The organism is Pseudobdellovibrionaceae bacterium, assembly GCA_023898385.1.
GTDB lineage: Bacteria > Bdellovibrionota > Bdellovibrionia > Bdellovibrionales > UBA1609.
Map to the genome: position 1 here is coordinate 1518299 of CP060220.1, position 25888 is coordinate 1544186.

22 protein-coding genes are annotated in these 25888 nt (G+C 46.8%); 15 read left to right on the forward strand and 7 right to left on the reverse strand.

The window, feature by feature from the left end; genetic code table 11:
• Positions 1-16 precede the first annotated feature (16 nt).
• The 3 genes from H6626_06735 to H6626_06745 are packed head-to-tail and all read left to right on the forward strand — an operon-like array spanning position 17 to position 7843.
• Complete coding sequence (locus tag H6626_06735) at positions 17-1075, forward strand: hypothetical protein (GenBank protein USN48781.1); 1059 nt, start codon at positions 17-19, stop codon at positions 1073-1075.
• Positions 1072-5028 (forward strand): translocation/assembly module TamB domain-containing protein, encoded by a 3957-nt coding sequence (locus H6626_06740; protein USN48782.1) that lies wholly within the window; start codon positions 1072-1074, stop codon positions 5026-5028. Before H6626_06735 ends, H6626_06740 begins: the two co-directional genes overlap by 4 nt.
• A complete protein-coding gene (locus tag H6626_06745) occupies positions 5015-7843 on the forward strand; it encodes a BamA/TamA family outer membrane protein (GenBank protein ID USN48783.1) in 2829 nt (942 codons plus the stop codon). Before H6626_06740 ends, H6626_06745 begins: the two co-directional genes overlap by 14 nt.
• Here H6626_06745 and H6626_06750 read toward each other — a convergent pair.
• On the reverse strand, positions 7819-8610 hold the full coding sequence (locus H6626_06750) for an RsmB/NOP family class I SAM-dependent RNA methyltransferase (GenBank protein ID USN48969.1): 792 nt from the start codon (positions 8608-8610) through the stop codon (positions 7819-7821). The two genes, H6626_06745 and H6626_06750, sit on opposite strands and share 25 nt — an antisense overlap.
• Positions 8611-8878: 268 nt before the next feature.
• Between H6626_06750 and H6626_06755 the strand changes: the two genes are divergently transcribed.
• Both H6626_06755 and H6626_06760 read left to right on the forward strand, forming a co-directional pair.
• Positions 8879-9790, forward strand: coding sequence for a trypsin-like peptidase domain-containing protein (locus H6626_06755; protein USN48784.1), 912 nt, complete (start codon positions 8879-8881; stop codon positions 9788-9790).
• A gap of 39 nt (positions 9791-9829) precedes the next feature.
• On the forward strand, positions 9830-11134 hold the full coding sequence (locus H6626_06760; protein ID USN48785.1) for a NupC/NupG family nucleoside CNT transporter: 1305 nt from the start codon (positions 9830-9832) through the stop codon (positions 11132-11134).
• Between the two features lie 7 nt (positions 11135-11141).
• Here the strand turns inward: H6626_06760 and H6626_06765 are convergent, their stop codons facing one another.
• Complete coding sequence (locus H6626_06765; GenBank protein USN48786.1) at positions 11142-11699, reverse strand: hypothetical protein; 558 nt, start codon at positions 11697-11699, stop codon at positions 11142-11144.
• Positions 11700-11874: 175 nt separating this feature from the next.
• Here H6626_06765 and gpmA point away from each other — a divergent pair, with 175 nt between their 5' ends.
• On the forward strand, positions 11875-12618 hold the full coding sequence (gene gpmA / locus H6626_06770; GenBank protein ID USN48970.1) for a 2,3-diphosphoglycerate-dependent phosphoglycerate mutase: 744 nt from the start codon (positions 11875-11877) through the stop codon (positions 12616-12618).
• A 9-nt stretch (positions 12619-12627) separates the two neighbouring features.
• Here the strand turns inward: gpmA and H6626_06775 are convergent, their stop codons facing one another.
• Both H6626_06775 and H6626_06780 read right to left on the reverse strand, forming a co-directional pair.
• Complete coding sequence (locus H6626_06775; GenBank protein USN48787.1) at positions 12628-13431, reverse strand: hypothetical protein; 804 nt, start codon at positions 13429-13431, stop codon at positions 12628-12630.
• 31 nt (positions 13432-13462) lie between these two features.
• Positions 13463-14038, reverse strand: a complete 576-nt coding sequence (locus H6626_06780) for a hypothetical protein (GenBank protein ID USN48788.1) — start codon at positions 14036-14038, stop codon at positions 13463-13465.
• Positions 14039-14344: 306 nt separating this feature from the next.
• On the opposite strand from H6626_06780, the gene H6626_06785 reads away from it, so the two are divergent.
• From H6626_06785 to H6626_06800, 4 genes are all read left to right on the forward strand, one after another.
• Positions 14345-15724 (forward strand): aldehyde dehydrogenase family protein, encoded by a 1380-nt coding sequence (locus tag H6626_06785; protein USN48789.1) that lies wholly within the window; start codon positions 14345-14347, stop codon positions 15722-15724.
• A gap of 108 nt (positions 15725-15832) precedes the next feature.
• Positions 15833-17497 carry an AMP-binding protein gene (locus H6626_06790; GenBank protein ID USN48790.1) on the forward strand — a complete coding sequence of 555 codons (1665 nt, stop codon included), beginning with the start codon at positions 15833-15835 and terminating at the stop codon, positions 17495-17497.
• Between the two features lie 3 nt (positions 17498-17500).
• Positions 17501-18898 (forward strand): hypothetical protein, encoded by a 1398-nt coding sequence (locus H6626_06795; protein USN48791.1) that lies wholly within the window; start codon positions 17501-17503, stop codon positions 18896-18898.
• Positions 18888-19385 (forward strand): hypothetical protein, encoded by a 498-nt coding sequence (locus H6626_06800; GenBank protein ID USN48792.1) that lies wholly within the window; start codon positions 18888-18890, stop codon positions 19383-19385. Before H6626_06795 ends, H6626_06800 begins: the two co-directional genes overlap by 11 nt.
• Positions 19386-19453: 68 nt before the next feature.
• On the opposite strand, the gene H6626_06805 is transcribed toward H6626_06800, so the two are convergent.
• From H6626_06805 to H6626_06815, 3 genes are all read right to left on the reverse strand, one after another.
• Complete coding sequence (locus H6626_06805; protein ID USN48793.1) at positions 19454-19738, reverse strand: hypothetical protein; 285 nt, start codon at positions 19736-19738, stop codon at positions 19454-19456.
• Positions 19735-20091: a type II toxin-antitoxin system RelE/ParE family toxin gene (locus H6626_06810; GenBank protein ID USN48794.1), complete on the reverse strand. Its 357-nt coding sequence runs from the start codon at positions 20089-20091 to the stop codon at positions 19735-19737. Before H6626_06810 ends, H6626_06805 begins: the two co-directional genes overlap by 4 nt.
• 248 nt (positions 20092-20339) lie before the next feature.
• Entirely contained in the window at positions 20340-20621 is a 282-nt protein-coding gene (locus H6626_06815; GenBank protein USN48795.1) for a hypothetical protein, read from the reverse strand.
• 421 nt (positions 20622-21042) lie between these two features.
• Between H6626_06815 and H6626_06820 the strand changes: the two genes are divergently transcribed.
• From H6626_06820 to H6626_06840, 5 genes are all read left to right on the forward strand, one after another.
• The gene (locus H6626_06820) at positions 21043-21849 is read left to right on the forward strand and encodes a helix-turn-helix transcriptional regulator (GenBank protein USN48796.1); all 807 of its coding nucleotides are present in this window, start codon (positions 21043-21045) and stop codon (positions 21847-21849) included.
• A 150-nt stretch (positions 21850-21999) separates the two neighbouring features.
• Positions 22000-23190 carry a hypothetical protein gene (locus H6626_06825; protein ID USN48797.1) on the forward strand — a complete coding sequence of 397 codons (1191 nt, stop codon included), beginning with the start codon at positions 22000-22002 and terminating at the stop codon, positions 23188-23190.
• A gap of 137 nt (positions 23191-23327) precedes the next feature.
• Positions 23328-23540, forward strand: a complete 213-nt coding sequence (locus H6626_06830; GenBank protein USN48971.1) for a DUF2892 domain-containing protein — start codon at positions 23328-23330, stop codon at positions 23538-23540.
• An 86-nt stretch (positions 23541-23626) separates the two neighbouring features.
• The gene (locus H6626_06835; GenBank protein ID USN48798.1) at positions 23627-24409 is read left to right on the forward strand and encodes a hypothetical protein; all 783 of its coding nucleotides are present in this window, start codon (positions 23627-23629) and stop codon (positions 24407-24409) included.
• A 54-nt stretch (positions 24410-24463) separates the two neighbouring features.
• Complete coding sequence (locus H6626_06840; protein USN48799.1) at positions 24464-25849, forward strand: hypothetical protein; 1386 nt, start codon at positions 24464-24466, stop codon at positions 25847-25849.
• The last annotated feature ends 39 nt before the right edge of the window (positions 25850-25888 follow it).

Below are 25888 nucleotides of genomic sequence, written 5' to 3' on the forward strand. Positions count from 1 at the left end.
AGAAGGCAGCACGGCTTTGAGCGAAAAAATTGAAACCAAAATTCAAACGTTGCTTCTCCAGCACCATAAACCTCATCAAGTGTTTGTGGCGCTATTTGATTACCTGACTCAGCGGGAAGAAGACATCGAAGGCGGATTCACGGCTCTCATCAACTTTGCAATTAATGCGGGTTTGCATCAACAAGCTTGGGGTGCCATTGAAAGTTGGCATAAACTGAAACGGCCAGTGCCGTGGCCCCAACTGATTGAGCTGATTCACCGCTGCCAAATCCCCGTCAACAGCCATATCGTACAGCAGTTCTTGCGCGGTGCTAGTGAGCAACGAGCCACTTTTGAGCTAGTGAAGCAACACCATTTGGATAAAAAATTTCCCGAGGTGGCTGAAATTCGCAAACAGTTGGCCCAAATTCGCACTCAAGAGACGGCCCGCAATAAAAATGAAATGCTTGATCAACTCAGCTACTACCAAAACAACTTCATGGTGGATCAAGAAAAAGAGCTTCTTGAAGATTTGGCCGTGGCTTTTCCAGATGATTCCAACGTCCAAAAGCTACATACTGAATTTTCTCTCCGATATGCCCAAACCATTATTGGCGAACACAGGTACGCATCGAAAGAGCGTGCCGACTTGGACGACAAAGAACATTTGAAACTCTCTGAAAGTGAACTGGTGGCGCTGGCCCCTTGGCGCCAAACCGCAGAAGAGATCGCGCAAGTAGATAACAACAAGGCCTATGATCTTGCTATTGGCTTACATTTTGTCGGCGACTTTGCTACAGCTGAAATTATTTTAAGCTATGCCCCATCAGGACTTGCTGCCGATTGGTTCAAAGCGGAGCTGTTGGTGAACTGCCGACGCTATGTTGATGCCTTAGAGTGGATACAAAACCTTGAACTTCGATATCAGAATGATCCCGAAACCACTTTTGCTAGTGTATACTTGCGTGCACAGTGTTTGCGTGGCCTTGGCAAAACGGCAGAAGCCATTGAACTGCTAGGTAGTGTGGTCAACATGAGGCCACACTACAGATCATCGCACTCGCTGTTGTTGGCTTGGCAGGAGCAAAAGGCATGAAGAAGTTTTGGGTTTATTTCAACTGGGCTGTGCCAATTTTAGTGTTCGCATTGCTGTCGTTGGCGATAGGCTTTTTCAAAACTTATCATGTTCCTCGCCTCAAGACTTGGATGCTGATTGAGATTGAACATGCCACTCAAAAACAACTCCCCATTCAAATACGGCCAAAAGCTGTTGAGTTTACGATATTTCCTCTGGGTGCTCGCTTCACCGAAGTAGACATGATCCCAAATGGTGAGCTGGCGACTGAACTGGCGCCATTTGCCATCGGAGAAGTGCATATTTCACTAGGCCTATTCTCTTTGTTAAAAGGCACTCTTCGCGTCGGCACCCTTGAAATTACAGACTCTAACATCCAGTTTTTTCAAAAAGCCAAAAAAGAAGCTCCCCCTGAACCGATGTCATTTTCTTGGGCCCAAATTGCGAAGATCCCACTGGACGAAATCAAACTGAACAAAATCACAGTGCAATCACGATCCTACGACGCTGGAGTGTCGGCACAGGTGAAAGACTTAGATCTCGCTCTTGAGTTTCGACCGAAATCAATCACTACCCGCCTAAAAACGCCCGAGCTGAAGATTAAAAAAACCAAGGCCGACCCCACCGTGAGCTTGTCTTTGGACACAGAATTTTTAGCAGATGAAAAGGGTGTTTACATTTCGGCATTTAAAGCCCAAAGAGATCAGTCTTTCATTGTGGGAGTAGGATCACTTTTGGGAAACACCTCAAAATTAGATTTCAACGACATTCAAATTAAAACAAGAAGCCAATTGCTATTAAGTGAAATCAAGGCCCTCTTGGCTGAGTTTGATCCCCAAACAAAATGGCCTCAAGTTAAAGGATCCACAGAGCTTGACCTCGCCCTCCAAATGAAAAAAGGGCAACGACCCGAATTTAAGTATGACATTAAAACCTACAAAGTTAAAATCGACCAATTTGAAGTGGGACAACTGCAAAGCTCCGGATCCGTCTCAGAGGCCCAAACCACAATTGACACTTTTTCAATTCGAAACTCGGCTGGCGAAGTCAGTGTTGAGAAGATTGATTTGAAAATCGGAAAGGAGTCCACCATTGCCGGTGACGTGAACATTCAATCTCTAGAAATACAAAAGCTTCTACGATCACTCGGTGTTGGCGAGGTGCCTGTGCAAACCCATCTGAAAGGTACATTGCCTTGCTCTGGTTCAATTACCCCAAAGCTGGCTCTGTCTTGTTCTGGCACGATCAACTCAGATTATTTAAATGTCTACTCAGGCGAGGGCGATGACGTTTTTAATATCGTTAACACCGGCCCCTACCAAGTCAGTGGCAAAGTGGAGGTTACAAACAAGGCCGTTTCTTACAATGGTGGCCTCACCGTGGGCGATAGCATCGGGACCTCTTCTGGAACCATTGATTTTGAAAAAGGATTTAATATTGAATATGGCAGTCCTAAATTTAATTTCGCTGATCTAAAAAATTTAGCACAGATAAAATTTGAAGGGACTGGCTCATTGAAGGGCGTCACCAAAGGCAATAGTCACACAGCCACCATGGAAATGACGGCGAAAATGAAGGACATGTGGCTTGCCGACTGGGGGCTTGGCGACCCCACTTTTCAAGTTCGCTACCGAAAAGGCATTTTAGCTTTTAGAAATTTGCGTTCTCACTACGGCTCAACCCGATACAACGGAAACGTCTCTATCAACCTGCTTCGCAATCGTATTTTCGTCAATGCGGAATTCCCCTTTGTTGACAGCAAAGACATGCTGGATGTTTTTTCAAGACAAGTCACCTTACCCTTTAGCATCTCTGGCACGGGCGCTGCCACACTGCGAGCCTCAGGTCCCCTCGAGTTCAGTCGTCTCAGTTATACGCTGGACTCTGCTCTCTATCGTGGCCATATTGCCAATGAATCTTTTGATCAGTTTATTTTCAATGTGGAATCGAAAGATGGCTATGTAGACACGCGTAAAGTGGAAATCACCCGTGGCGCCAGTCATATAGAGTTGGCCGGTAAGGCCTACCCCAATGCTCAAATAAATGCCCGCCTCGTCGGCAAAAACATTCGACTAGAACAATCAGAGAATCTCTCTCGCCTCAAGGTCGCTGCTGCCGGACAACTTGATTTTTCATCTCAACTCAAGGGACATATTTTAGAGCCTCAATCAAGTACTGAGGGGCGAATCAGTAAGGTGATCGTCGGGGGACTGCCTGCAGAAGACTCCACGTTCAAATTGGCAATTAACACCGAATCCATCTCCGGATCGGGGCAATTTTTTGGCGATGTTGTCACCACTGACTTTCGCTACCCTCTTCGAGAGGGTCTACCTCTTTCGCTGGCGTTAAAAACTAACGATTGGGATTTCACCAGATTGTTTGCGCTTTTTTCGGGGGCGTCAAAAGAGGGGGCCTTTCAAACGCAAATGACGTCGGATCTCAAAATTGAATCGTTAAATGGAAAGTTTATAGATGCGAAAGCCGACATGATTGTGCAAGACTTTTTTATTCGTCGCGGATCTGTGGAAATGAAATCAGAAGGAGCCATGAAGCTTTCGTACCAAAATCGCCGTTTCACCACCGAAAATTGGGTGATTCGAGGCAAAGATAGCTTTCTGGAGCTCAAATCTCCGGCCAGCACCCCCCAAGGGTTAGATCTCGAATTAAATGGCCGTGTGGATTTGTCATTGGTGTCACTAGCCACGCCATTTTTAGATGACCTTCGAGGCGATCTATCATTGGCGTTAAAATTAGCTGGAAAAGTGGACGACCCAAATATTTTAGGATCCGCCTACGTACAAAATGCATTGGTGCGATTTCAAGATTTCCCCCATGCCATACAAGACCTCAACTCAGATATTCTCTTTAGCCAAAAAACAATTCTTTTAAATGCCATCAAAGGCCGAATGGGCGGGGGTGCGCTCACAGGTAGTGGAACCGTTCGACTTGAGGGCATCAAGAAAGTGAATATCAACATCGGCGGTCGACTCGAAAACGCAGAACTCAACATTCCCCATGGGTTTATCACTCGAGGGTCTGGAGATGTCTCCCTTACTGGCGAATGGTTTCCCTACACTTTGAAAACCAATTACGAAGTCACTGGCGGTCAAGTCAGTCAGAATCTTTCTGCGACCGGCAGTGGCCAACCTCTCACAATTCAGCCAAGTTCTTTCTTGCCAAAATTTCTGTTGCAAGAAAATTTTGAACCCATTGAACTGGATCTCAACGTGACACTAAGAAATGAACTTCCTGTTGAGTTGAAACTGGGCGGCTTGGACATCAACACTCCCATCACGGGGAAAATTCGAGTGAACGGCACGCCTAGCCAACCAAAGTTAAAAGGTTCATTGGCCACAGGAGTGGACGGTAAAGTGGCATTTCGATCCAATCAGTTTGAAATCCGCACCGGACAAATTAATTACAACGACACTCGCCCAGAGGCTCCTAACCTTCTCGTAACTGCCGAATCCCGCGTGGATAACTATGACATTAAACTTCTTGTGCAAGGGACTGGTACACAGCCGGAAATCACCCTCAGCAGTCAACCGCCTCTGGCCGAACACAAAATCATCTCCTTGCTGGCCCTTGGCGTCATCGACAACTCAGATGGGAGCGCCAGCGGTGATATAGACAAATACCAGATTGGATCAGGGATTATTGCCGATCAATTTGGATTTGGAAAACAAATCAAAGAGCAGCTCGGCGTTGAACTTGATATCACTTCTACATTTGATGCCGCCGCAAATGATACGGAAACAAAAGTGACTATCAAAAAACAATGGAGTCCTCGTTTTGGCGCGGCAGCCAGTCGATCGTTCGGCAAATCCACTGCAAATGATGTGAAAGTAGAATATAAGTTGAATCGATCCGTTTCTGTGGTCGGAACCTGGGAGGGTTACGAAGGTGAAAATGCCAGTTCAGAATCGGAAAACAAAGTTGGCGTAGATTTGGAATACAAAGTTGAATTTAAGTAAACACCTAAAACTCATTCAACATTCGCTTTTGACTGGGCTCGTAGCCCTGGCCTTCGTGTATTGCCCCCTTGCTTTGGCGGCCATCACGTTCAAAGGTGTCGCTAAGGATAAGCAACAAGCCATTCAAAAAGAGGTTCCAGAAGCATTCAACGGCCGCTGGTCAATGCAAAGCGTGGACAAAATAATCACAATACTGATGCTTTCTGACCTATACGAACACGCCAGAGTTTACCGCCAATCCGGAAGGGACTTGATCGTCGAAGCCACGCCCTTGAGTAAAATTAGAAACATCACCTTCAGCGGCTCTCAAGTCTTTACAGAACGAGAAATCATGATCGCCCTGGGTCTTAAAGCGGACATGAAATTTGACAGAGAAAAAGTAGTTACAGCTGGTGAGCGCCTAAAAAACAAATACGGCTCAATGGGGTATTTTTCAACAAAGGTGGAAGTTGAATTCAAACCTGCTGACAGCCAAACTATGGATATTCACTTCAGCCTATCTGAAGGCGTTCAGTGCGAAATACAAAGAATTTCCATAAACGGTGAAAACCCTAAACTTATTAATAACCTTAACAAATCATTAGACCGATTTATTGGCGATCCCTTATCAAACCAAACACTTGAAGGCATACAAAGACGAATAGACGATTTTTTTACGGGCAAGCGATACCTTCAAGTGCAATTGGCTGAAGATGAAATCTCGTACAATTCTGACAAGACAAAGGCAACCCTAAAATACACGCTCAATAATCCCTACCGATTTGAGTTTATTTTTTACGGAAATGACAGCTTCTCAACATCAGAACTGCTTCGAGCCCTTAAAATTGACGAAATCAACAGAGAAGGCGACGACCCCACGACAAAGATTATTCAAAACCTAAAGGCATACTATCTCGCTGAAGGCTTTGCCCATGTGCAGATCTCTTACACCATTAATGATGAACAAAAAGATTTTGTTAAACAATTAAAAATAGACATCAACGAAGGACCTAAAGTACGCATCCGAGAAATTGAAGTCTCTGGAAGAATTTCGAGGCCATCTAAATTTTATGAAAATTTCGTAAAGAAGAACAGCACCTCCTTGGTTCGAACTGGATACTACAATCGTAACGATCTGGACCTTGGCTACAAAAATCTCATCACGTCTCTTCACAACGAAGGGTATGTAAGAGCCAAAGTTCAATCTGCCCGAATTGAGTACGAACAAAAAAAATCTGTCGTAAAAGTATTGCTAGTGATTGATGAAGGCCCACTTACCCAGGTCCGAAAGATTTCATTTGTTGGCAACGAGAACTTTTCCCGCGAAATCTTACTCAATGAGATCACCCTCTCGCCCAATGCCCCCCTTCGCCTCAATGAGCTGGATGCGAGTATTCAAATGATTCAGCAGTTCTACCAAAACCAAGGCTATCTTGAAGCAAATATTACTAATAAAACCACAGACCTTGTGTCGTACAACGACACCGGGTCGCTGGCTAACGTAAAATTTGAAATCTACGAAGGCCCAAAAATCTATGTTTCATCCATCGTCATAGAAGGCAACGGCTTTACAAAAGACTACGTCATTCTGCGAAACTTGAGCTTCGACGCTGGTGACTTATTGTTGCCAGATAAAATTCGAGAATCGATTTCACGAATTAACCGACTTGGTATATTCGCCCAGACCGATATTCGAACAATCGAAGCGGGCACCATGGTGTCGCAGCGGACCGTGCTAATTACTGTCGTTGAGAGAAACCCCGGCCTTTTTCGCTTCGGCGTGGGCGTACTGAGTCGCGGAGAATCGGATTTGACAGTGAGAGGCTTCACTGGGGTCTCATATAGCAACATTAATGGGACTGCGCGAGCTATCACGGGTCGAGTTGATATTGCCACCAACATTCAACGAGAAAACAAATATCCTGAAAACGATATTATAGTTGGATACCTCGAACCATTTTTATTTGGCTCCCTCTACCGTGGACGCCTCAACTTGTCACGCACTCAGGATGCCCGAGACCACACGGATAAGTATGCCCAAATCACTGAGTCCAACGAGATTGATGTGTTTATTGAACGGGACCTCAGCGAACGGGTAAAATTCACTTGGACTCTTTGGAACTTAGATTCTTCTCGGGTTTTTCAAAATCCCGACCCGCCGCCTGTGGTGTACGAGCCCTCCGTGTTCCAAGTGGTCACTATTGGTCCAAGTATTGATGTTGATTTTCGCGACAATCCCTTTTTGCCCACTAAAGGGTTTTTAACGCGACTTAGTTTAGACTATTCAGATCCTTCACTTGGTGGCTCTGAGAATATTCAGTTTTTCAAAGGTGAGGCATCTCATACAGGGTATCTCAGGCTTGGCTCGCCCCGATTTATCTGGGCCAACTCCGTACGTGGCGGGTATCTTGAAAATATTAGTCCGGCTGATGGAAGTGGCGTGCCCCTCAAATATTCATTCTTCCTCGGCGGCGCTTCGACGATTCGGGCCTTCAGTGGGCGCGATTACGACAACCGAATTCCTTACCCAAGTCAATTTAGTGATTTTGATGAACGAACTTTGGTGAAAACTAACAGCAACTATTATTTGCTCAAATCAGAATTGCGTTTTCCGATTTACGGCATGTTTGGAGGAGTTGTATTTTACGATGCCGGCCAAGTAAACGTGGCTGACAGTGATTTCACTCAAATAGGGGCTCTCAGGCAAGCCGTTGGCTTTGGATTTCGTTTTAATACACCAGTTGGCCCGGTAAGCCTTGACCTCGGATATGAGGTCAATCCACCCGACGACCTAGAACCTCAAAAGAGTTTTCACTTTTCTATTGGAACCTTCTGAAGAACACTAAAGTAAATGGGCCCCTGCCCCTGACATTGATCGGGCAAGATGATCCAACCATGCTCTGTTGGTTCGCCACATTCAGATCCCACTCTTTCGACTGTCACTGTGTTTGGTTTCTTTTTTAGATACTTTGATATCACCTGGTCATTTTCTAGAGGAGAAATTGTACAAGTGCTATAAACCAAACGCCCACCTGGTTTCAACACTTGCACGCCAGCACAAAGCAGTGCGTACTGTCGCTGCGCCAAGTACTTTGTCCGCTTCAATGACCACTGCGCCAATTCCGCCGGCCGACTCAATAGATGTTGCTCTCCAGAACAAGGAGCATCTAACAGCACCCGGTCAAAGGCCTCGGGTTCGTACATCCCCCACCGGCTAGAATCAAAGTGAGTGGTTCGAACCTGTGACAGGACGCTTTCAGGCAGCTGTTCTTTTAAAACTCGGTTAAGCCGAGACAAACGTTGTTTAGACAAATCATTGAGCACAAATTTGGCCTCACCCTCCACAGAAAAGATCATGGCCAATGCCTTACCGCCAGGAGCCGAACACATATCTAGAACGCGATTGCCTGGTTTGACTTGCAAAGCAGCGGCCGGCATCAATGATGCCGGGTCCAGTTCATAGGGTAATGAGCGAGTATCAGAAAATGGCGACGGCAACGATACTTTTGCAGATGGCTGTTGCAACGACGCCTTCAACTTAATCCACCGTTCCCCCCAAACGCCTTCATAATACCGAGTAAAGGCCTCAGGCCCTCGCTTCACATCTTTGTCGGCTTTGTTCGATTTAGTTTTTGCCACTGATATTACCTAGTTTCATGGCGCTAACACCTACCATCTCCACTTACTAAGATCCAGCCTCCTGAAAATTATCCTAAGACCATCGGCCAGATTTGGTGCCCAGCGCTTCAGAGCCCGCCCGAATGGTACCGACGAGCTCTTGAGTGAAGGCCAACTCGCCTGATCTCAGCCAAGGACAATGGCCTATTCATGCCAAGCCGGCAGTGGACCTTAATCAACTTGAGGAGATCCGATGAAGGACCTTGGCTTATTGCTGGGAACGCTCCTGGCTTTTCATCTGCTTGGTTGTGCACCCGCAAACTTAGCTGCAGTGAACTCACATGTGGCTTTATCATCCAAAATCAACAGAGATGTCATTTACGGAGACGACAACCGCCTTGATTTGTATGATGTGGCCGAACTTGAAACACTTCTTATTGCGCAATCAACTGTGGCCCTAATAAATTCTTCTCGGGTGTACTTTTCAGATAAAAGCTCAAAAGCAGTCATTACGGGGCAAAACTTCGGACAGCGCTATAACCTGTGTCCTGAAGAACCCTTTCGAGAACAAGACATTGCCGCATTTTGCTCTGGATTTCTCGTTACACCCAACACCATCGTCACTGCTGGCCACTGCATTCGATCTGAAAGCGACTGCAATCGCACCCTGTTTGTCTTTGATTTTGCGCTTGATGCGCCTTCCACCAGGCCGTTAGAAACTAGTAAAGAAAAAGTTTATAGCTGCAAACAGGTAGTTCACTCACAAGCTGAAGTCGGAGGAGCTGATTTTGCCGTCGTGACACTTGACCGTCCTGTGGTCGACCGACCTCCCCTACCCATGGCCTCGTCGTCAAAAACCAAAGCGGCTACCGAACTCATCGTTGTGGGCCATCCATCAGGACTGCCCACAAAAGTAGCCTCGGGCGCACAGGTTCGCGAAGATAAAGAAGGATACTTTGTTGCCAATCTCGACACCTACCAAGGCAATAGCGGTTCGGCCGTGTTCAATGCCAAAACCCATGAGGTTATGGGCGTTTTAGTGCGCGGTGAAACTGACTTCACTTTTAAAGGCAATTGCCGCGTCTCGCGAGTCTGCGAGAATGACCAATGCCGCGGCGAAGACGTCACTAAAATCAGTGAAGTTTTTGATTATTTACCTGAATAACACTTGACCCTTTTTGTCGACGGCAGTTAGCTGCTGTTTATGCGTTATGTAGCAAGCCTAATCGGAGTCGTAGTCCTTATTGGGGTAGCCTGGTTGTTGTCGACGGACCGCAAAGCCGTTCGCGGACCTGTTGTATTTTGGGGTCTTGGCCTGCAGGCGGTGCTAGCTCTTTCTGTATTAGGAATTCCCGCATTAGAAGTGCCCGGGGTGCTTCGTTTTGTTTTTGACTACGCCAACGACGGTATCATGGCGCTGCTGGCGTTTACAGATAAAGGCAGTCAGTTTGTATTTGGTGATCTCGCCAACTCAAATAAATTGGGTTTTATTTTTGCGTTTCAAGTTCTACCCACAATTATTTTTGTAGCCTCCTTTATGTCGATTCTCTATCACCTTGGCTTTATGCAGATAATCGTGCACGGCATTGCCTACATCATGCAACGAGTGCTGGGTACAAGTGGTGCTGAATCACTATCAGTGGCTGCTAATATTTTTGTTGGCCAAACCGAAGCACCTTTAGTGATTCGGCCCTATCTAGAAAAACTCACCCGATCAGAACTCTTTGCTGTAATGACAGGTGGTATGGCCACAGTAGCCGGCGGAGTTATGGCTGCCTATGTGGGTCTACTAAAAGACACTATCCCAGATATTGCTGGGCATCTACTCACGGCCAGTGTGATGTCGGCCCCTGCGGCTTTGGCTATTAGCAAAATCATGTTTCCCGAAAAAGAAATCCCCGAAACCTTAGGGGATGTTCCAAAGACACCTGCCGAAAATCGGGAGCACCACAATATCATTGAGGCCGCGGCTTCTGGCGCCGCTGAAGGGCTGAAACTCGCCTTGAATGTGGCGGCCATGTTACTGGCATTTATCGCACTCATTGCCGCTGTAGACGCCTTGCTGGGAGTTATTGGGGGTTGGACTCAATTTTCAAACTGGGGCAAGGATTTGGTGCCAAAACTTTTGCAAACCAATTCCGATCCAAAACTAAGCCTGTCGTTGGTTTTAGGCTGGTTTTTTGCCCCACTGGCTTGGGTTATGGGAATCCCCTGGGAGGAAGCCGGATTAGCAGGTGCCCTATTGGGAGAAAAAATTATTTTAAATGAGTTTGTCGCCTACTTGCATTTATCGCAAGTCATGGCCCACATTAGCGAGCGAACCACCATCATACTCTCTTATGCCCTTTGCGGATTTGCTAACTTTTCGTCTATCGCCATCCAGCTGGGTGGCATTGGCGCTCTAGCTCCTTCACGAAGACGAGACCTCGCCGAGCTGGGTATTCGTTCGGTGATTGGCGGTAGTCTGGCCGCATTTCTCACGGCCACCATCGCTGGGCTACTTATTTAAAAACTCTCTATTTTTGGTCCGTGACGAGACGTTGCGGAACAAGAAACAGTTCTGGCCAAGCTTTTTCTGCAAGCGACCAAACCGCAAACATGCCTGATGCGTATAAAAGTGTAGAGATCATTGATTGATTAAAAAACGGCAACGCTGCCACATAACATTGCACTAAACCCTCGGCGGATTTGACATAAAGGCCACTTGTGGCCCAGACAAAGAAATTCGTAATGACAAAAAACAACAAAGCGGCCGAGAAAGAACCCGCAACTACCTTCAGCACACCGCTGGATGGACCCTTTTTAAACCAGGCCCGTCCGAAAAGCGCAATAACCACCAACGCCGAATAAGTGGCCACCATAGACAAGTGAAAGCCTAAAAATAAATCACCCAATAACATTGCAAGAACCGGTAAACCCACGGCCCAAAATGGGGATCGTGATTTTGCCCCAGCAAATAGCGCCACAGCAAGAACGGGAGTGAAGTTGGGAGGATGCGGAATCAAACGAGTCAATCCGACTACGACAACAAATAAGGCCAATCCCCACCACCTAATACTTTTTGCAGTTTCCATTGATCTACCTCTCTACCCCACCTAAACCATGCGGGGCGGCACTTGCTAGGGAATAGAACTAGGACAGCGGTCTTGCACTGTCAAAGCTTTTACCAGACTTACCGTAAAGGACTCGACAGCTCCATCAATTTTGACTATTTCTTTTTGATCCAACAAGAAAGGCTTCGCCATGACAATTCATAAATTGGTACTTCTGCGCCATGGGCAAAGTGAATGGAATAAAGAAAATCGTTTTACGGGCTGGACGGATGTGCCCCTCAGTGATCTGGGCCGCGAAGAAGCGCGACAAGCCGGTCGCCTCCTCAAAGCCGAAGGGTTTTCATTTGATGTTGCCTTCACTTCCGTTTTGAAAAGAGCCATCGGTACATTGTGGCTGGTTCTAGAAGAAATGGATCAAATGTACATTCCTGTGGTTAAAAACTGGCGTCTGAATGAACGCCACTACGGAAGCCTACAGGGACTCAACAAAAGGGAAACCGCTGACAAATACGGCGATGATCAGGTGTTTACTTGGCGTCGCAGCTACGATGTACCGCCGCCGCCCTTAGAGTCCACCGATCACCGCCATCCAGCATTTGACCCCCGATACCGAGATGTTCCACCGTCCGAGTTGCCAGCCGCCGAAGCCCTGAAACAAACAAAAGAGCGGGTCATGCCGTTGTGGGATCAAGTGATTGCAGAAGAGATTCGCGACGGCCTCAATCTCATCGCAGCGGCCCATGGCAATAGCCTCCGCGCGCTCATTAAACATTTAGATAATGTCTCTGACGAAGACATTACCGAACTCAATATTCCCACTGGTATTCCGCTAGTTTATGAGTTGGATCAAGACTTGAAACCCATCCGGCATTACTATCTTGGCGATAAAGAGGCCGCAGAAAAAGCTGCCGCTGCGGTGGCCAATCAGGCAAAAAATTAATAACACTTATTACTTAAAATCCATAACCAAGTAGGCCCGCGCATTTTGAGAGCGTGGGTACTGAAAATGGGCTTTGCAGGCTCCCGGCCCGACCACTCCGTTAGTCAATGCCGCCAGGTGCTTCTCTCTCTGGGCACAGGTCAAAAGCGCCGCCTCCGAACCCGTCTGTACAAGCTGGGGCGCGGCCAATGCCTCCTCTGCAGTATTAGCATGACTGGCCAATATCACGGGATTATCTCCGAATAAAGGTACCAGAACCCGGAGATATGAATCGGGCCCACTCAATGCCGCTCGCCCAACAAACTCATCAGAATCACTTAAAGGCTCACTGTAAACAAGCCGCGTCTGCCAGTGGGTGTGACCAAACTCCTCAAGATCACCCAGTACCTTTTCGGCCACCGTACCCACTGATCCGGCTAAATCATAGAAGGGCGTTAAATCAGTAGATTTCTCTGAAAAGCCAAGCCCCTTAAGTCTTTCTTGAAAAAGTTGGCCCCAAAGATAGACCCATCGCCCACTAAGAGTTCCCTCGCGGGGCGCCATCAACGCCACAGAAATAAATCGCCGATTGTCCTCAATCGACTCCTCGCCATAATGCAAGGCATATTTGTGAAGGGCTTTCTTCCAGGCTGCTATGGAAATTTTTTTGTGATGCCGATGCAGTGGCAATTCAAAGACTAAATAACCCTTGGCCCCAGGTTTATAAGGATCCAGTGGCCTGACCGTGCTGTTCGACAAGATATCGTTGCAAATTGAACCCAACGCGACCTGAGAAAAGATAAAAAAAAGGCACAAAGCCAATATCTGCTTCATGCCCTTTTTTCTGCAAGATAAGTACCATCAATCAGTTGTCGGTAGATTCCGCCTTTTTTGCCGTATCATGCTTGCGAGAGGCCAGTTCGGCATCGCAAATCTCTAGCTTTTCTTCGTATTCGTCTTGGCGCTTTTGCAGGGTTTGCTTATAGCCCTTAAATCTTTTGATTCGATCTTTTAAAAATTCTTCAGAAACGCCTACAATTTTGTCTCTTTCATCGATGCCCACTTCCCACTCTTCTTCTTTATCAGTCACTCGGTCCATGGGCTCTGTCCACATCAGCTTACCGGTGCCACCATTTTCTTTTTTCGTCAAATCCACCCGACAGGTCTTAAGCGACCCATAAAGCCCCTTTGAGCCAAATTTACGGTTGCCGTACACCCGGTCTTCAAGGCTATATACCTCATTTTGCAAACGACGAAGCTCTTCGTTCATTTCGACCTTGCGCTGAACCACGAGGTTGCCATCTTTAATACCCAATTTGGTATCACCACTGACATTATTTTCACTCTTCATTTCTGTTTCAATTTTCTCCGCCTTGTGTGGATTACTCGAACAACCCACGACAGCCACAAATGCCAATATGACTAAACCCAGTAATCTCATGAAAATGCCCTCCACGTGCAATCGACTAAAGGAACCATTATCACTGCCTCCCCTCATCGAAAACAAGACTTTTTCAGCAAACCTGCACGTCTAACAGAAGGCCGCTCAACGACGCGACGCAATCAACGGCGTTGAGCCAACCTCCCCAAAACCCCTTTTTAGATGTTTTGCGTCGAAAACTTCACATTCTTTTGGCATCGACTCGAATAAAACCGCACAATGGGATGAGAAGAGCGCGCCGTCGGGGTGTCACGATGTCACAGCTCGTAACTCTCAGCAACAATGAACGCAGGAGCTTGGCCCTTTATGGCAACGCCAATGGACCTCCTTTTTAGGGATCAAAGAAATTACTTTGAACATGGCCACACCCAAGATCTTAAGGTGCGCAAAAAACACTTAGAAAAACTGGGACAACTACTCAGTCGACACGAAGGACAAATACTAGCGGCTTTAAAATCAGATTTACGCAAGTCCTCCTTTGAGAGTCAGGCCACCGAACTGTTTCCCGTCAAAGAAGAGATTCACTTTACTCGAAAACACTTGAACAAATGGACAAAACCTAAGCGGTTTCGTTTAAAACGAGGTCTAGTGGGCCTACCGGTTCGTGTGATGCCTGAACCCTTAGGGCATGTATTGATCCTGTCGCCGTGGAACTACCCTTTCAATCTCAGCCTCACCCCCCTTGTTTCGGCAGTGGCTGCAGGCAACGTGGTCACCCTAAAACCTTCGGAATGGGCCGCACGCTCAGCCCAAGTGTTGGCCGACATTATTCATGATAATTTTCCCAGAGAATTAATCAGCGTCATCATGGGTGATGCCACTGTGGCCGCGTCGCTGACGAGACATGCATTTGATTCCATATTTTTCACCGGCAGCCCCCAGGTGGGAAAAAAAGTGATGGCCGCAGCCAGCGAAAATCTAACGCCGGTGACCCTTGAGTTAGGAGGCAAAAGCCCCGCCATCGTCGACAAAAATGCAGACCTGGAAGTCGCGGCACAACGATTAATGTGGGGCAAGTTCACCAATGCCGGTCAGACTTGTGTGGCGCCGGACTACGTCCTGGTTCACGAGCAAGTTTACACCGAGTTTTTAGCCCTTTGCGCCAGCGTGCTGGAAGAGTTTTACGGAGGCAACCCGTACGACAACCCCGACTATGGCAGTATCGTCAACGCCGCCCATTATGACCGACTATTGGGTCTTATGTCCTCTGGAAGATGTTTTACCGGTGGTAAAGCCCAAGCTCAAAAAGACCGTCTGTACATTCCGCCGACTTTGATGACTGATGTCTCCATAGACTCCCCCATCATGAAAGAAGAAATATTTGGCCCGCTTCTTCCCTTTTTGCCCTTTTCATCCCTTCGAGAGTCCATTCAGCTGATCAAACACAATCCTCATCCACTGGCACTTTATGTATTTTCAAAGGACTCGAGTTTTACTAACACCATCGTTAATGAAGTTCCGTTTGGCGGCGGATGCATCAACGATACACTTTTGCAAACGGCCTCGCCTGAAATGCCTTTTGGCGGTCGAGGCACCAGCGGTTTTGGAGCCTATCACGGGTATGAGGGATTCAAATGCTTCACCCACTTTAAGACCATTGTAAATAGCCCCACATGGATCGACCCGAGCCTCAGGTACCCACCTTATGCGGACAAACTACCTTGGCTGAAGCGACTCATGTTTTAAAATATCACCGCAATAAACCACTCTCTGAGCGTCATCGAGTTTTTAACCTTTTCCCCATCGTAACCTTCATGTTAGCTTTTATAAAAACAAACTGAGGTAACTTCATCTATGGAAAAAATCTGGCTTAAAAACTACCCCGAAGGCGTTCCCCACGAAATTAACCCCGATCAATACAAAAATATGCTTGATGTGTTCCATCAAGCCTGTGCTGAATTTAGTGAACAAACGGCGTTTTCTAATATGGGCGGTCGGCTTAGCTATGGAGAGCTCAATCAACTCACCGACGACTTTGCCTCCTACCTGCAACACCATTGTCACCTTGAAAAGGGTGATCGCATCGCCATTCAGCTGCCCAACGTATTGCAATTTCCTATTGCCCTGTTTGGCGCCCTGAAGGCCGGACTCACTGTCGTCAACACTAACCCGCTATATACAGATCGTGAAATGAAACATCAGTTCAATGACTCTGGTGCAAAGGCCATTGTTATCTTGGCCAACTTTGCGGATAAACTCGAACACATCCTTGGCGAAACCACAATTGAACACGTTGTGGTCACACAATTGGGCGACCAACTGGGTTGGCCCAAAAGCCTTCTTGTCAATGCCGTCGTCAAATATTTAAAGAAAATGGTACCGTCTTATAATTTGCCGGAGGCCATGAGTTTTTACGAAGCCTTAGACATCGGCGCCGGCCGCCCACATTCTCCTGTGGACTCAGACCCCGAAGACTTGGCTTTTCTCCAGTACACGGGCGGCACCACCGGCGTTTCAAAAGGCGCCATGCTGACCCATAAAAATATCACTTCAAATATGCAACAGATCCGGGCCGTACTGGCTCCGTTTCTTGAGTCTGGTAAAGAGATTGTTATTACACCATTGCCGCTCTATCATATCTTCTCTCTCACCGTAAACTGTCTTGCGCTTATGAGTTACGGAGCTGAAAACGTGCTCATCACCAATCCACGAGATATCCCCGACTTTATAAAAACCCTCAAAAAACAGCCCTTCACTTTAATCACTGGGGTGAACACCTTGTTTAATGGTTTAATGAACCATCCCGATTTCAAAACAGTGGATTTTTCTACGTTGAAATTTAGTGTGGCCGGTGGCATGGCCTTGCAACAAGCCGTCGCTGAAAAATGGTTTGAAGTCACCGGCACAAAAGTGATTGAAGGTTTTGGCCTTACAGAAACTTCACCAGTGGCAGCTGTCAACCCCCTTGATGGAACAGACAAGGTCGGTTCCATTGGTCTGCCCGTCCCATCGACTGAAATAAAAATGGTTGATGAAAACAATCGAGAAGTCCCGATGGGAGAACCTGGCGAACTTTGCATAAAAGGCCCACAGGTAATGAAAGGCTATTGGCTGCGCGATGACGAAACGGCCAATGTTATGTTAGGTGATGGCTGGCTAAAAACGGGCGACATAGCAGTGATTGACGACAAAGGGTTTATTAAAATTGTGGATCGCAAAAAAGACATGATCTTGGTTTCAGGATTTAATGTTTACCCCAATGAAATTGAAGACGTTGTGGCAAAACACGAACAGGTTTTGGAGGTGGCCGCAGTCGGGGTACCTGATGAAAAATCCGGCGAGGCCGTGAAGTTATTTGTTGTGAAGAAGATCCCCTCGTTGACGGAAGACGAACTCAGAGATTTCTGCAACAAATCCTTTGTTGCCTATAAACGACCGAAATTCATTGAGTTTAGATCTGAACTGCCAAAAACAAACGTGGGCAAGATTTTGCGTCGAGCCTTGCGCGAAGGTCAGTAAAAAATGAAAAATGAGTATCTCTCTACCACCAGAAAAGCACTCACTATCAACCTCGACAACATTCGATACGGGACGTTTGCAGAAATTGGCGCTGGCCAAGAAGTGGCGCGACACTTTTTTCAAGCAGGTCATGCGTCAAATACCGTAGCCAAAACTATTTCTGCCTATGACAAAGTTTTTAGTGATGCCATTTATGGTAAAGGATCCCGATTTGTCAGCCATCAGCGACTTAACAAAATGCTCGATCACGAGTACAAACTGCTCGAAGAGCGTTTAAAAGACACTCGTGGCAGTGACTCATGTTTTTTTGTTTTTGCTAATACGGTGGCGACCTCCAGTCACCAAGAAGATTCGTCTTCTCATGCGTGGGCCGGAGTGCGTTTTCAAACCCGGCCTGGTGGACCAACCAATGATGTTATCCTTCATGTGAATATGCATGATCGAATGCGGTTACAGCAACAAGAAGCCCTGGGGATATTAGGCGTTAATCTTTTGTTCGGCTCCTTTTATTTGAGTGAGATGGGTCCTGATTTTGTAGCGTCTTTAATTGAAAACCTAGGGTTTGATCGAGTTGAAATAGATTTCATTCGATTTATGGGTGAAGATGTGGATCACATAGATGATCGAATATTGAGTTTGGAACTGGTCAAACAGGGCTTGACGAAGGCGGTGATGTTCCAGCCCAATGGGGAGCCTCAGCAACTGACCGACGCCCTCTATGGCAAGTCAGTCCTCGTCGAGCGCGGCGCTTTTCGCCCATTGACGATGACCAATCTTGAAATCATCACACGAGGCAAAGATCAAGTTATCAAAGACTGTCGGATAAAAGAAAAAGACCTCATCACACTATTTGAGATTACCATGAAACATCTCAAACAAGAGGGTCACATAGATTATCAAGACTTTTTACAAAGAGTCGACACCATCTGTGCTCTAGGCTACCCCGTGCTGGTCACAAACTACCCCTTATATTCGCAATTGAACAGGTACTTGCGGCGCTGCACCCATGAGCACATAGCCATTATCGTTGGTGCAGCCTCCTTGCCGGCACTGTTTTCTGAAGACGCCTACAAGCAGTCGCGCGGAGGCATATTGGGAGCCTTTGGCGACCTGTTTGACGACAACTCCAGAATTTATGTCTATCCTTTTAAAAATAAAGACACCTGTTCAACCGCCGCTTCGTTCTTCCCAGACGAAAAATTACAACCGCTATACCAATATCTAAGAGAAAACAAATCGGTTTTAGATATTTTAGATTGCGATGATGTGGACACCTCAGTGAGTGCCAGCGACGTGCGAAAGATGATGGAAAAAGGCGACTCTCGCTGGGAGCAATATGTTCCGGATAAAGTGTGCAAGCTTATAAAGAGCAGAAAACTTTTTGGTTACCATGAATTCTAAAAAGCTTCGTTTAATTTTAGCCCCTCTATGGCTCAGCTTGTTTTTAGCGAACTGGAGTATGGCCCAAGAGCCGCTCCCCACAACTCCTCCGCCAGCCACACCAGAAGACATGGCCAAACAAATGGAGGATCTGCAAAAAAACCTCGAGACCTACCAACAACTTGTAAAACGCCTCGACACCCCGGCCTTCCGAGCACTTCTGAAAGTCTCATCAGATAAAAATGTGCAGGAGAGTGTTTTGGAGTTGGCTGATCGGATGGATTGGAAAAAGCTGGCTCTCGCTCAATTCGTTCTACTTCTTGGATTTTTTATTTTTAGGAGCTGGAGACAATCGCAGGCCAATGGCTGGGCAGCCCGCATGTGGATTAGCACCTACTCGTGGATCATTTATATCGTATTAGCCGGATACCTTCTGCCGCGAGTTTTGTTGGGAAAACCCTACGGCAGAGTTCTTCACGCCATTTACGATATCCTCACCCAATCCTGAGCGCCAATCACTATCAAAATTCTGCGCCGACTGTTACCTCCTAACATCCACAGACAAATTCTTACAAATTACGCCGATTTCGAGCTTTCAACCGCACCTAGCTTAAGGCCAAACGCTGCAAGAAAACTACAAACAGTTTGATAGGTTGGATTCTTAATTTGATCCCATTTCTGCCGACTTCCACCAGCCATCTCGCTTATTTTTGATGGCCCCCAGGCCTCTACAATAAGTCGTATGGCGTCTAGCAGAAATTCATCATCATCTTCTTCTACAGAGCAAAGCAAAAACGCTTTGGCGGCCTCATAATCTTTCAAATCCTCTACAAGTGCATCTTTAAATTTTCTATATTTCATTTCCATTTCCTAGACTTATAACCTGCCCAGTATTTTTGAGCTTTTTTTATGTCTAAACCTTGAGACCTTTTATCTCCGACAGCCAGCAACAAAATCAGCTCGTCCCTGTCCAGTGCGAAATACACCCTATACCCTGGCCCACAATCAACTTTCAGCTCCCAAATGTCTCCTTCTATATGGCGGTATCCTTTCCCTTCTTGCCCAAAATTTCCACGCTCAGCCCTAGAAATTTTAATTTGAATCTTCGCCCGCCCAACAGGATCCTCCAGCCTCTTCAGGTAATCATAAACAGGCTCTTTACCGCACGTTGTCTTGTAGTACACGGCTTCGCGCCGCTTAACCACTAAAGGCATATTACGTCACACACTCTATGGCTGTCAATTTTAATTGACAGGCTCGACAATATCGATTGAATGACTTAAAATTCCTGCCATACAGGGGGCTTCAATTAGTTTTCGCTCTTCGGATTAGACCAAGGCGAATCAACCACCCAACATTGTTGGTCAGTAATTATCGCCGTAAGCCCTGGATTAGCCCGATTAGCGTCAAAAGCTAAAGGTTCGGGGCCTCCTAAATCTACTCTGCTTTCATTCTAATGCGCTCAGCCGCCTTGCGGTTCAGGTAAGGGTATAAGGGCAAAGGGGGACACGCTGTATTCGCGGCCTTGCGGTGTTCGCACTGTGACGAAGTTCATTTCTTCAACAACGATAACTCCCCGATCATAATGATGGTCACGCGGTCCATAGATAAAAATCACTTCATCCCCCAACTGAAAAATAGGTGGCACCATGGTGAGACCCAATTTTTCCATGAGACGATGTCTCACCCGCAAGATGTGGTTCAGGTGATCTATGTGCACGGGCTGTAATTGTTTTACTTGCATAAGCGACTCCTAACGCTGTTTTGTTTTTGTTATGGAACCCTTATGCAAGCCCGTAGGCCAAAATCAGCGACAATAGATAATAGGTAGACGTCCGGGCCTTTCCGGATTATCGGCCGAAGTCTCCTCTATCTGGACAATCTTTGTTGAAAATAACTATTTCACGCTCCCAATAATTAGGCGGTGTCGCGAAAGCGACCCGCCTAATTAGTCCCGCATAAAATGAGTCGGGCCGAAGTCGCTCTTAGCTAATTTGGTTTTGGCAAATCCAGCGAGTAAATTTCAACGAGGTTGGGCTTCATGCTGTAATCTGGTTACCCGTCTACCAAATGCCATTCTGCGCCGCCCCACCTGAATGGAACATTGAACCACCGACAAAGTCTGCGTAGCATTTTGAAAAGCCTTTCGTGCAAAGGAGCTTTTCATGGCCTTATTGAACGAAAATCTAATTCCGGTTCCTGATATTTCTTTTCCCAGGGAGCGAACAAAAGTGGTGAGTGCCTCTTCCTACACCACCACATACTATAAATTGGATTACAACTTGATGTACTTTCAACGTGAGCACGCCTGGACACCTGGCACCCGAGAAGTGGATGCCTTTGGCCGCGTGTGGAGCCTGGCCATTACAAATTTAGCAAGCGGCACACTGGCTGCCCACCGAAAAGGCCGACGCATTGAACTTGCAGGCCTCATGGGAATTTTTATCCCGCCCTTTTCTATTGTAGAGTGGGAGATCAACAAAGACTTTATTGTATGGCAAGGCTATCTCTCTGAATCAGAGATCCCCTCGGACCTCCCCTCTGAGCCTGTGGCGTTTCCATGGCGGGGCCCCTTGCCTGTGAGTTTAGATCAGGTGTTTGCTCATGTGCGAGAAAGCGAAAACAAAATTGCCGTTGGAAAACTAGAAACTCCATCGAAGTTAGCCAAACGCACTCGTCAATTAATGACTCAGAATATCTGGGAGCCACTTTCCATTAAAGACATTTCAGAGTCGCTAGGCTGCAGTCACGCCGCTATGACTCGAGCCTTTAAAAAAGCCTATGGCATCACTCCCGTTGGCTATCGAAACAAAATGCGAATTTTTGATGCGGCCGGGATGCTCGCCCTTTACGATCAAGCGGTCAATCACACGGCCCATGCGCTGGGATTTAAACACCTCAGACAATTTAACAAGCAGTTTAAACGATATGTAAATGCAGCCCCATCCCAATACCGCGGGCCCGACCAATAAGTTTGATATTTTGCCCAATCTCTAGTCGATCTTTCAATCCCTTGGGGCCAACCCTTTGTGTTTTGATATCAGTGACTTACATCAATTAGGTCAAAAAACGACATATCCGCTTCCGACCTCGACCGATGGCTTGGTCAAGGAGCTAAGGATATGGACAAAAAGCCAGACGACATCATCTGCCTGTCGGAACGCCGACGGCAGAGACTACTATTGGATTATGACTTACCCAAAGAGCTAAAAATCAAGGTTGCCGCCAACCGACCAGAATGGCTCGCCGCCTATGAGTTATTGCACGATGTTTATGTGGACGCGGGGTATGCAAAACCCAATGCAGCTCGAATTCGCCTTAATCCGTATCACCTGCTTCCGGGTACCACGACGTTTATCGCTTACTGGAATGATCAAGTGATCGCCACTCTCAGCACAATTACCGATAGCCCACTGGGGTTACCGGCTGACAAAGCATTTGATTTATCATCCTACAGAAAGAAGTTTTCGAGAATTTCGGAAGCCTCGGGTCTTGCCATCAAAAAAGACTTTCGCGGCCATCATGGTCAAATATTATTTCCCGTGATCAAATACCTTTACCACTTTTGCCTCAACTACACCTACAGCGACAGCCTCATCATTGCTGTGAACCCTAAACAAGATCACTTTTATCGCGACATCATGCTTTACAATGAAATCAAACAACCCACCCACGAACAGTATGAGTTTGCCAATCAGGCCCCCGCTATCGGAAAATTTATAGATTTCTCCAATCCCCTCGACCTCTACGGTCAGGTGTATTCGGACAAGCCGAAAGAACAAAACCTTCACCGTTATTTGTTTGAAGAAACCTTTTCACAACTCATTTTTCCAGAAAAAAAAGGACCCTTAGCCTACTGGCCGACACTTTCGGCCGAAGACTTAGACTATCTCCTTAACGGCCCCTCATCGCTGCGAAATACAATGACAGACAAAGATTTAGTAAATCTAGCGTCTGTCTATCGCCTTGAAGAGTACAAACCCGTTTTTGGCGACATGGCCGTGTATGACAATCGTCGCCGCGACCAGAGGTATGACGTCAAAATGGTGGCCCGAGCAGGAGGTTCTTTGGTGCCCATTCGGCAAGTTTCCCGCGGCGGGCTGCGAATAGATATTCCTTCTGGCTTGAACGCCTCTGGCTCCATAGATCTTGTCGTTCGAGTGAACGACAAACATGAAGTGCACCTTCGCCTGAACCCCAGGTTTAGACAAGGCCACTCCCTCGGACTCGCCATTGACGGAAAAAGTACTGAATGGGAACAAGTCATCGATGAACTTGACTCGGATTTTCGGCAAAAACCCAAGGTCGCCTAAAAAGAAATTCAACTGGGTTTCGCGACACAGCCCGTGCATGGAGTTTCTCCATTGACAATCGTTGGGCAAAACGCGGTAATAAACTGAGTTATCAATATGCAACGACTGATCGACCAGCGATGGAGGCCATTATGAACATCAAAAAAAATATTCATCCCATTGAACGAATTGTACGAGTTGTAGCAGGACTAGCTTTAATCAGCATGGCTTTTATTGGACCTCAAAATCTTTGGTTTTTGCTAGGCCTAGTCCCTTTGGCCACAGGTCTAATGGGATGGTGTCCCCCCTATGCACTTCTAGGCATATCCACCTGCCCCAGCAAGGGCTCTGGGGCTCCCTCCGACAACTAGTGAAAGTATTTTAGGGATACCACTGTCTCGTAGCGTTAGGGCGCCCTTTCTGGTAATTAAGTTTTTCACAAGAAAGGGCCCCACTCGTGATCCGTTTTTCTTTCTTTTCAATGAAAATCTGTTTGTCGGCTCTATTGAGTCTTGCACCCATAACCGAGACCTTCGCGGCGCCCGAAATTTACCCCCATCTAGCCAAAGCTGACTTAAAAAGCTTTCTCACTGGCGACAACAGCCCCTCGTGTTTGGCCGAAATAGCCCGATATCCTGTTGAGGGGATGATCCAATGGATGGGTGTGGGTGCCGGCGCAGGCATGGTTAGTGGCGCAGCGTCTAGTCCCTTTTTAATTAAAAAAATCGGCCTCTCGGGGACAAAAGCAGCTCAACTGATGGGAAAGGCCGTGGTTCGAGCCTCTGTGGTGGCGGCCGGTGCAGTGGCCGCAGGCAAAGGGCTATATGAGACATTTTTAGGCGAATGGTCGCAAGCTGAAGCCATTTTGCATGGTGAAGACTTATCGGCGCTAACTGTGAAAATTGTCGATGAACTGTTAACAGACATGGAGCGGGGTCGATTGGGATCATCTAGGGAGATTTCAATTCTCATTAATTCTCTTCAGTATCAGCTCAATGGACTCAATGGGGAACGAGCTCTGCTCCAAGAGATCATTGAATCCGGCCTGGTGCTTTATAATATCCATTTCAGGTGGAGCACTTCTTTTTTAGCTAACGGAGATATCTCTCCTGCGGACTTTCAAGAGTCTCGAGTGGATCGATGTTTATCTGATGGTCTCACGGGAGACGAACTGGTCGAGGACATCGAGCAGCAATTGAAGATTTTTCTATTGCGAGAAGTGGTCGAGACCGTTAATTAACTGACCAGGCGTTCTAGCTGACCAATGGGGATTTAAAGTGGATGGGGGGAGACCATGACACTTTTCAAGGGTGTTTTTGGCGGATATTTATTAGCACTGATAGTATTTTTCTCGCTGCCTGTTTTTGCAGATACAGAAATTAAGCTGCCCCCATCGACCTGCACCAACACACTTTTGCTCCCCTCACCCCGATCGCACCTCACCGAAAACTTCGTCCTCCATAACGATTTCACTCAATTAAATGTGGAGGCGCGAGATGGCCAATTACCCCGGCCCGAACAGAATCTGCCTGAGATCTTGGCTTTTTTTAATGCCATAAATGTTTCTGACCTCCAATTTTTTGCCTCATCCAAACACAACAAGGTGTTTGTGATTAACCCTCATTCACTGCGACCTGGAGCCACAAAAATGAAAGTGGCCACTTTAGATATTGAATCTGGTAAAATTGCCTCTCTGGATGTGAACTTCCCGGAAGGCATTCATTTAACTTCCAATGATTTTTTTCAACCGCTGCACCGGCGCTTTCTTGCAGGATCCCATTGGTCTCCACAAGGAACGCATTTTGCGCTGAAAATCTCCCTTGAAAAAACATCTCGGTTTATAAAACGTCCCTCAAAAGTGGGCGTCTACATGGTTTTTAATATTTCAGATGAAGGCATTGAATTTGTAGCTCCGGCGGGCTTACATCACGACGACGGCAATGAATCGCGTTCATTGAGCTGGTCTCCCGATGAGAAGCTTATCCTTTCTCAAATCTACAACAAGAAATATCTTCAGCCATCGTTTGAAATCAGGAATCTTGAAACTCTAGCTGAGGTCGCCCAGGCCACGGTTCCTACCCTTGAGGCCTTCACTAAAAGGGTCAATATTCGTCAGAATTGGGTGCAGTCTCCCTCCATTCAAATTTTGCGAAAAGCTGACATTGGATGGCCTCAAGATCGTGTGATCAGTGCGCCTAACGAAAACTTTCAACTTCAAATAGTTGAAACACCCTCGCCAGAGGGGCAACGATGGTCCTTTAAGATCAACAAACTCCACAATCTACCCACAGAGGATGCCCCTTTTCGCCACCAATCTCTAGAGTCAATTGCGCACGACCTCGACCCTGAAAATCTTCGTATCATTTTTTGGGGCAACGGCGATGGGGTTCTTGTGGACTCGGGCGATGGGTTCATTTGGATCTGGCACCACCTGAGAAAGTCCTTTTTTGTGCTTACACAAAGGAAAGTTCGATTGGCGCAAAATCACCACCTTGTACTAGAAACTCTTTCTGAAAACTCAGACCCCAGATTTGAAGTGCTCAACTTAGATAACATGGTGGTTGAGTATGAATCCCCAATCACCGGCGTGCCGGCTCTGGTGGGACAAAAACACCTCTGGGTGATCGGGTTAAAGGGCCTATCCAAAGCCGTGATGACTGAGGTGAATGAGTCACTTTGACCATAGATCCGTAGACCTCCCGCCCTTACTGTGTTAACA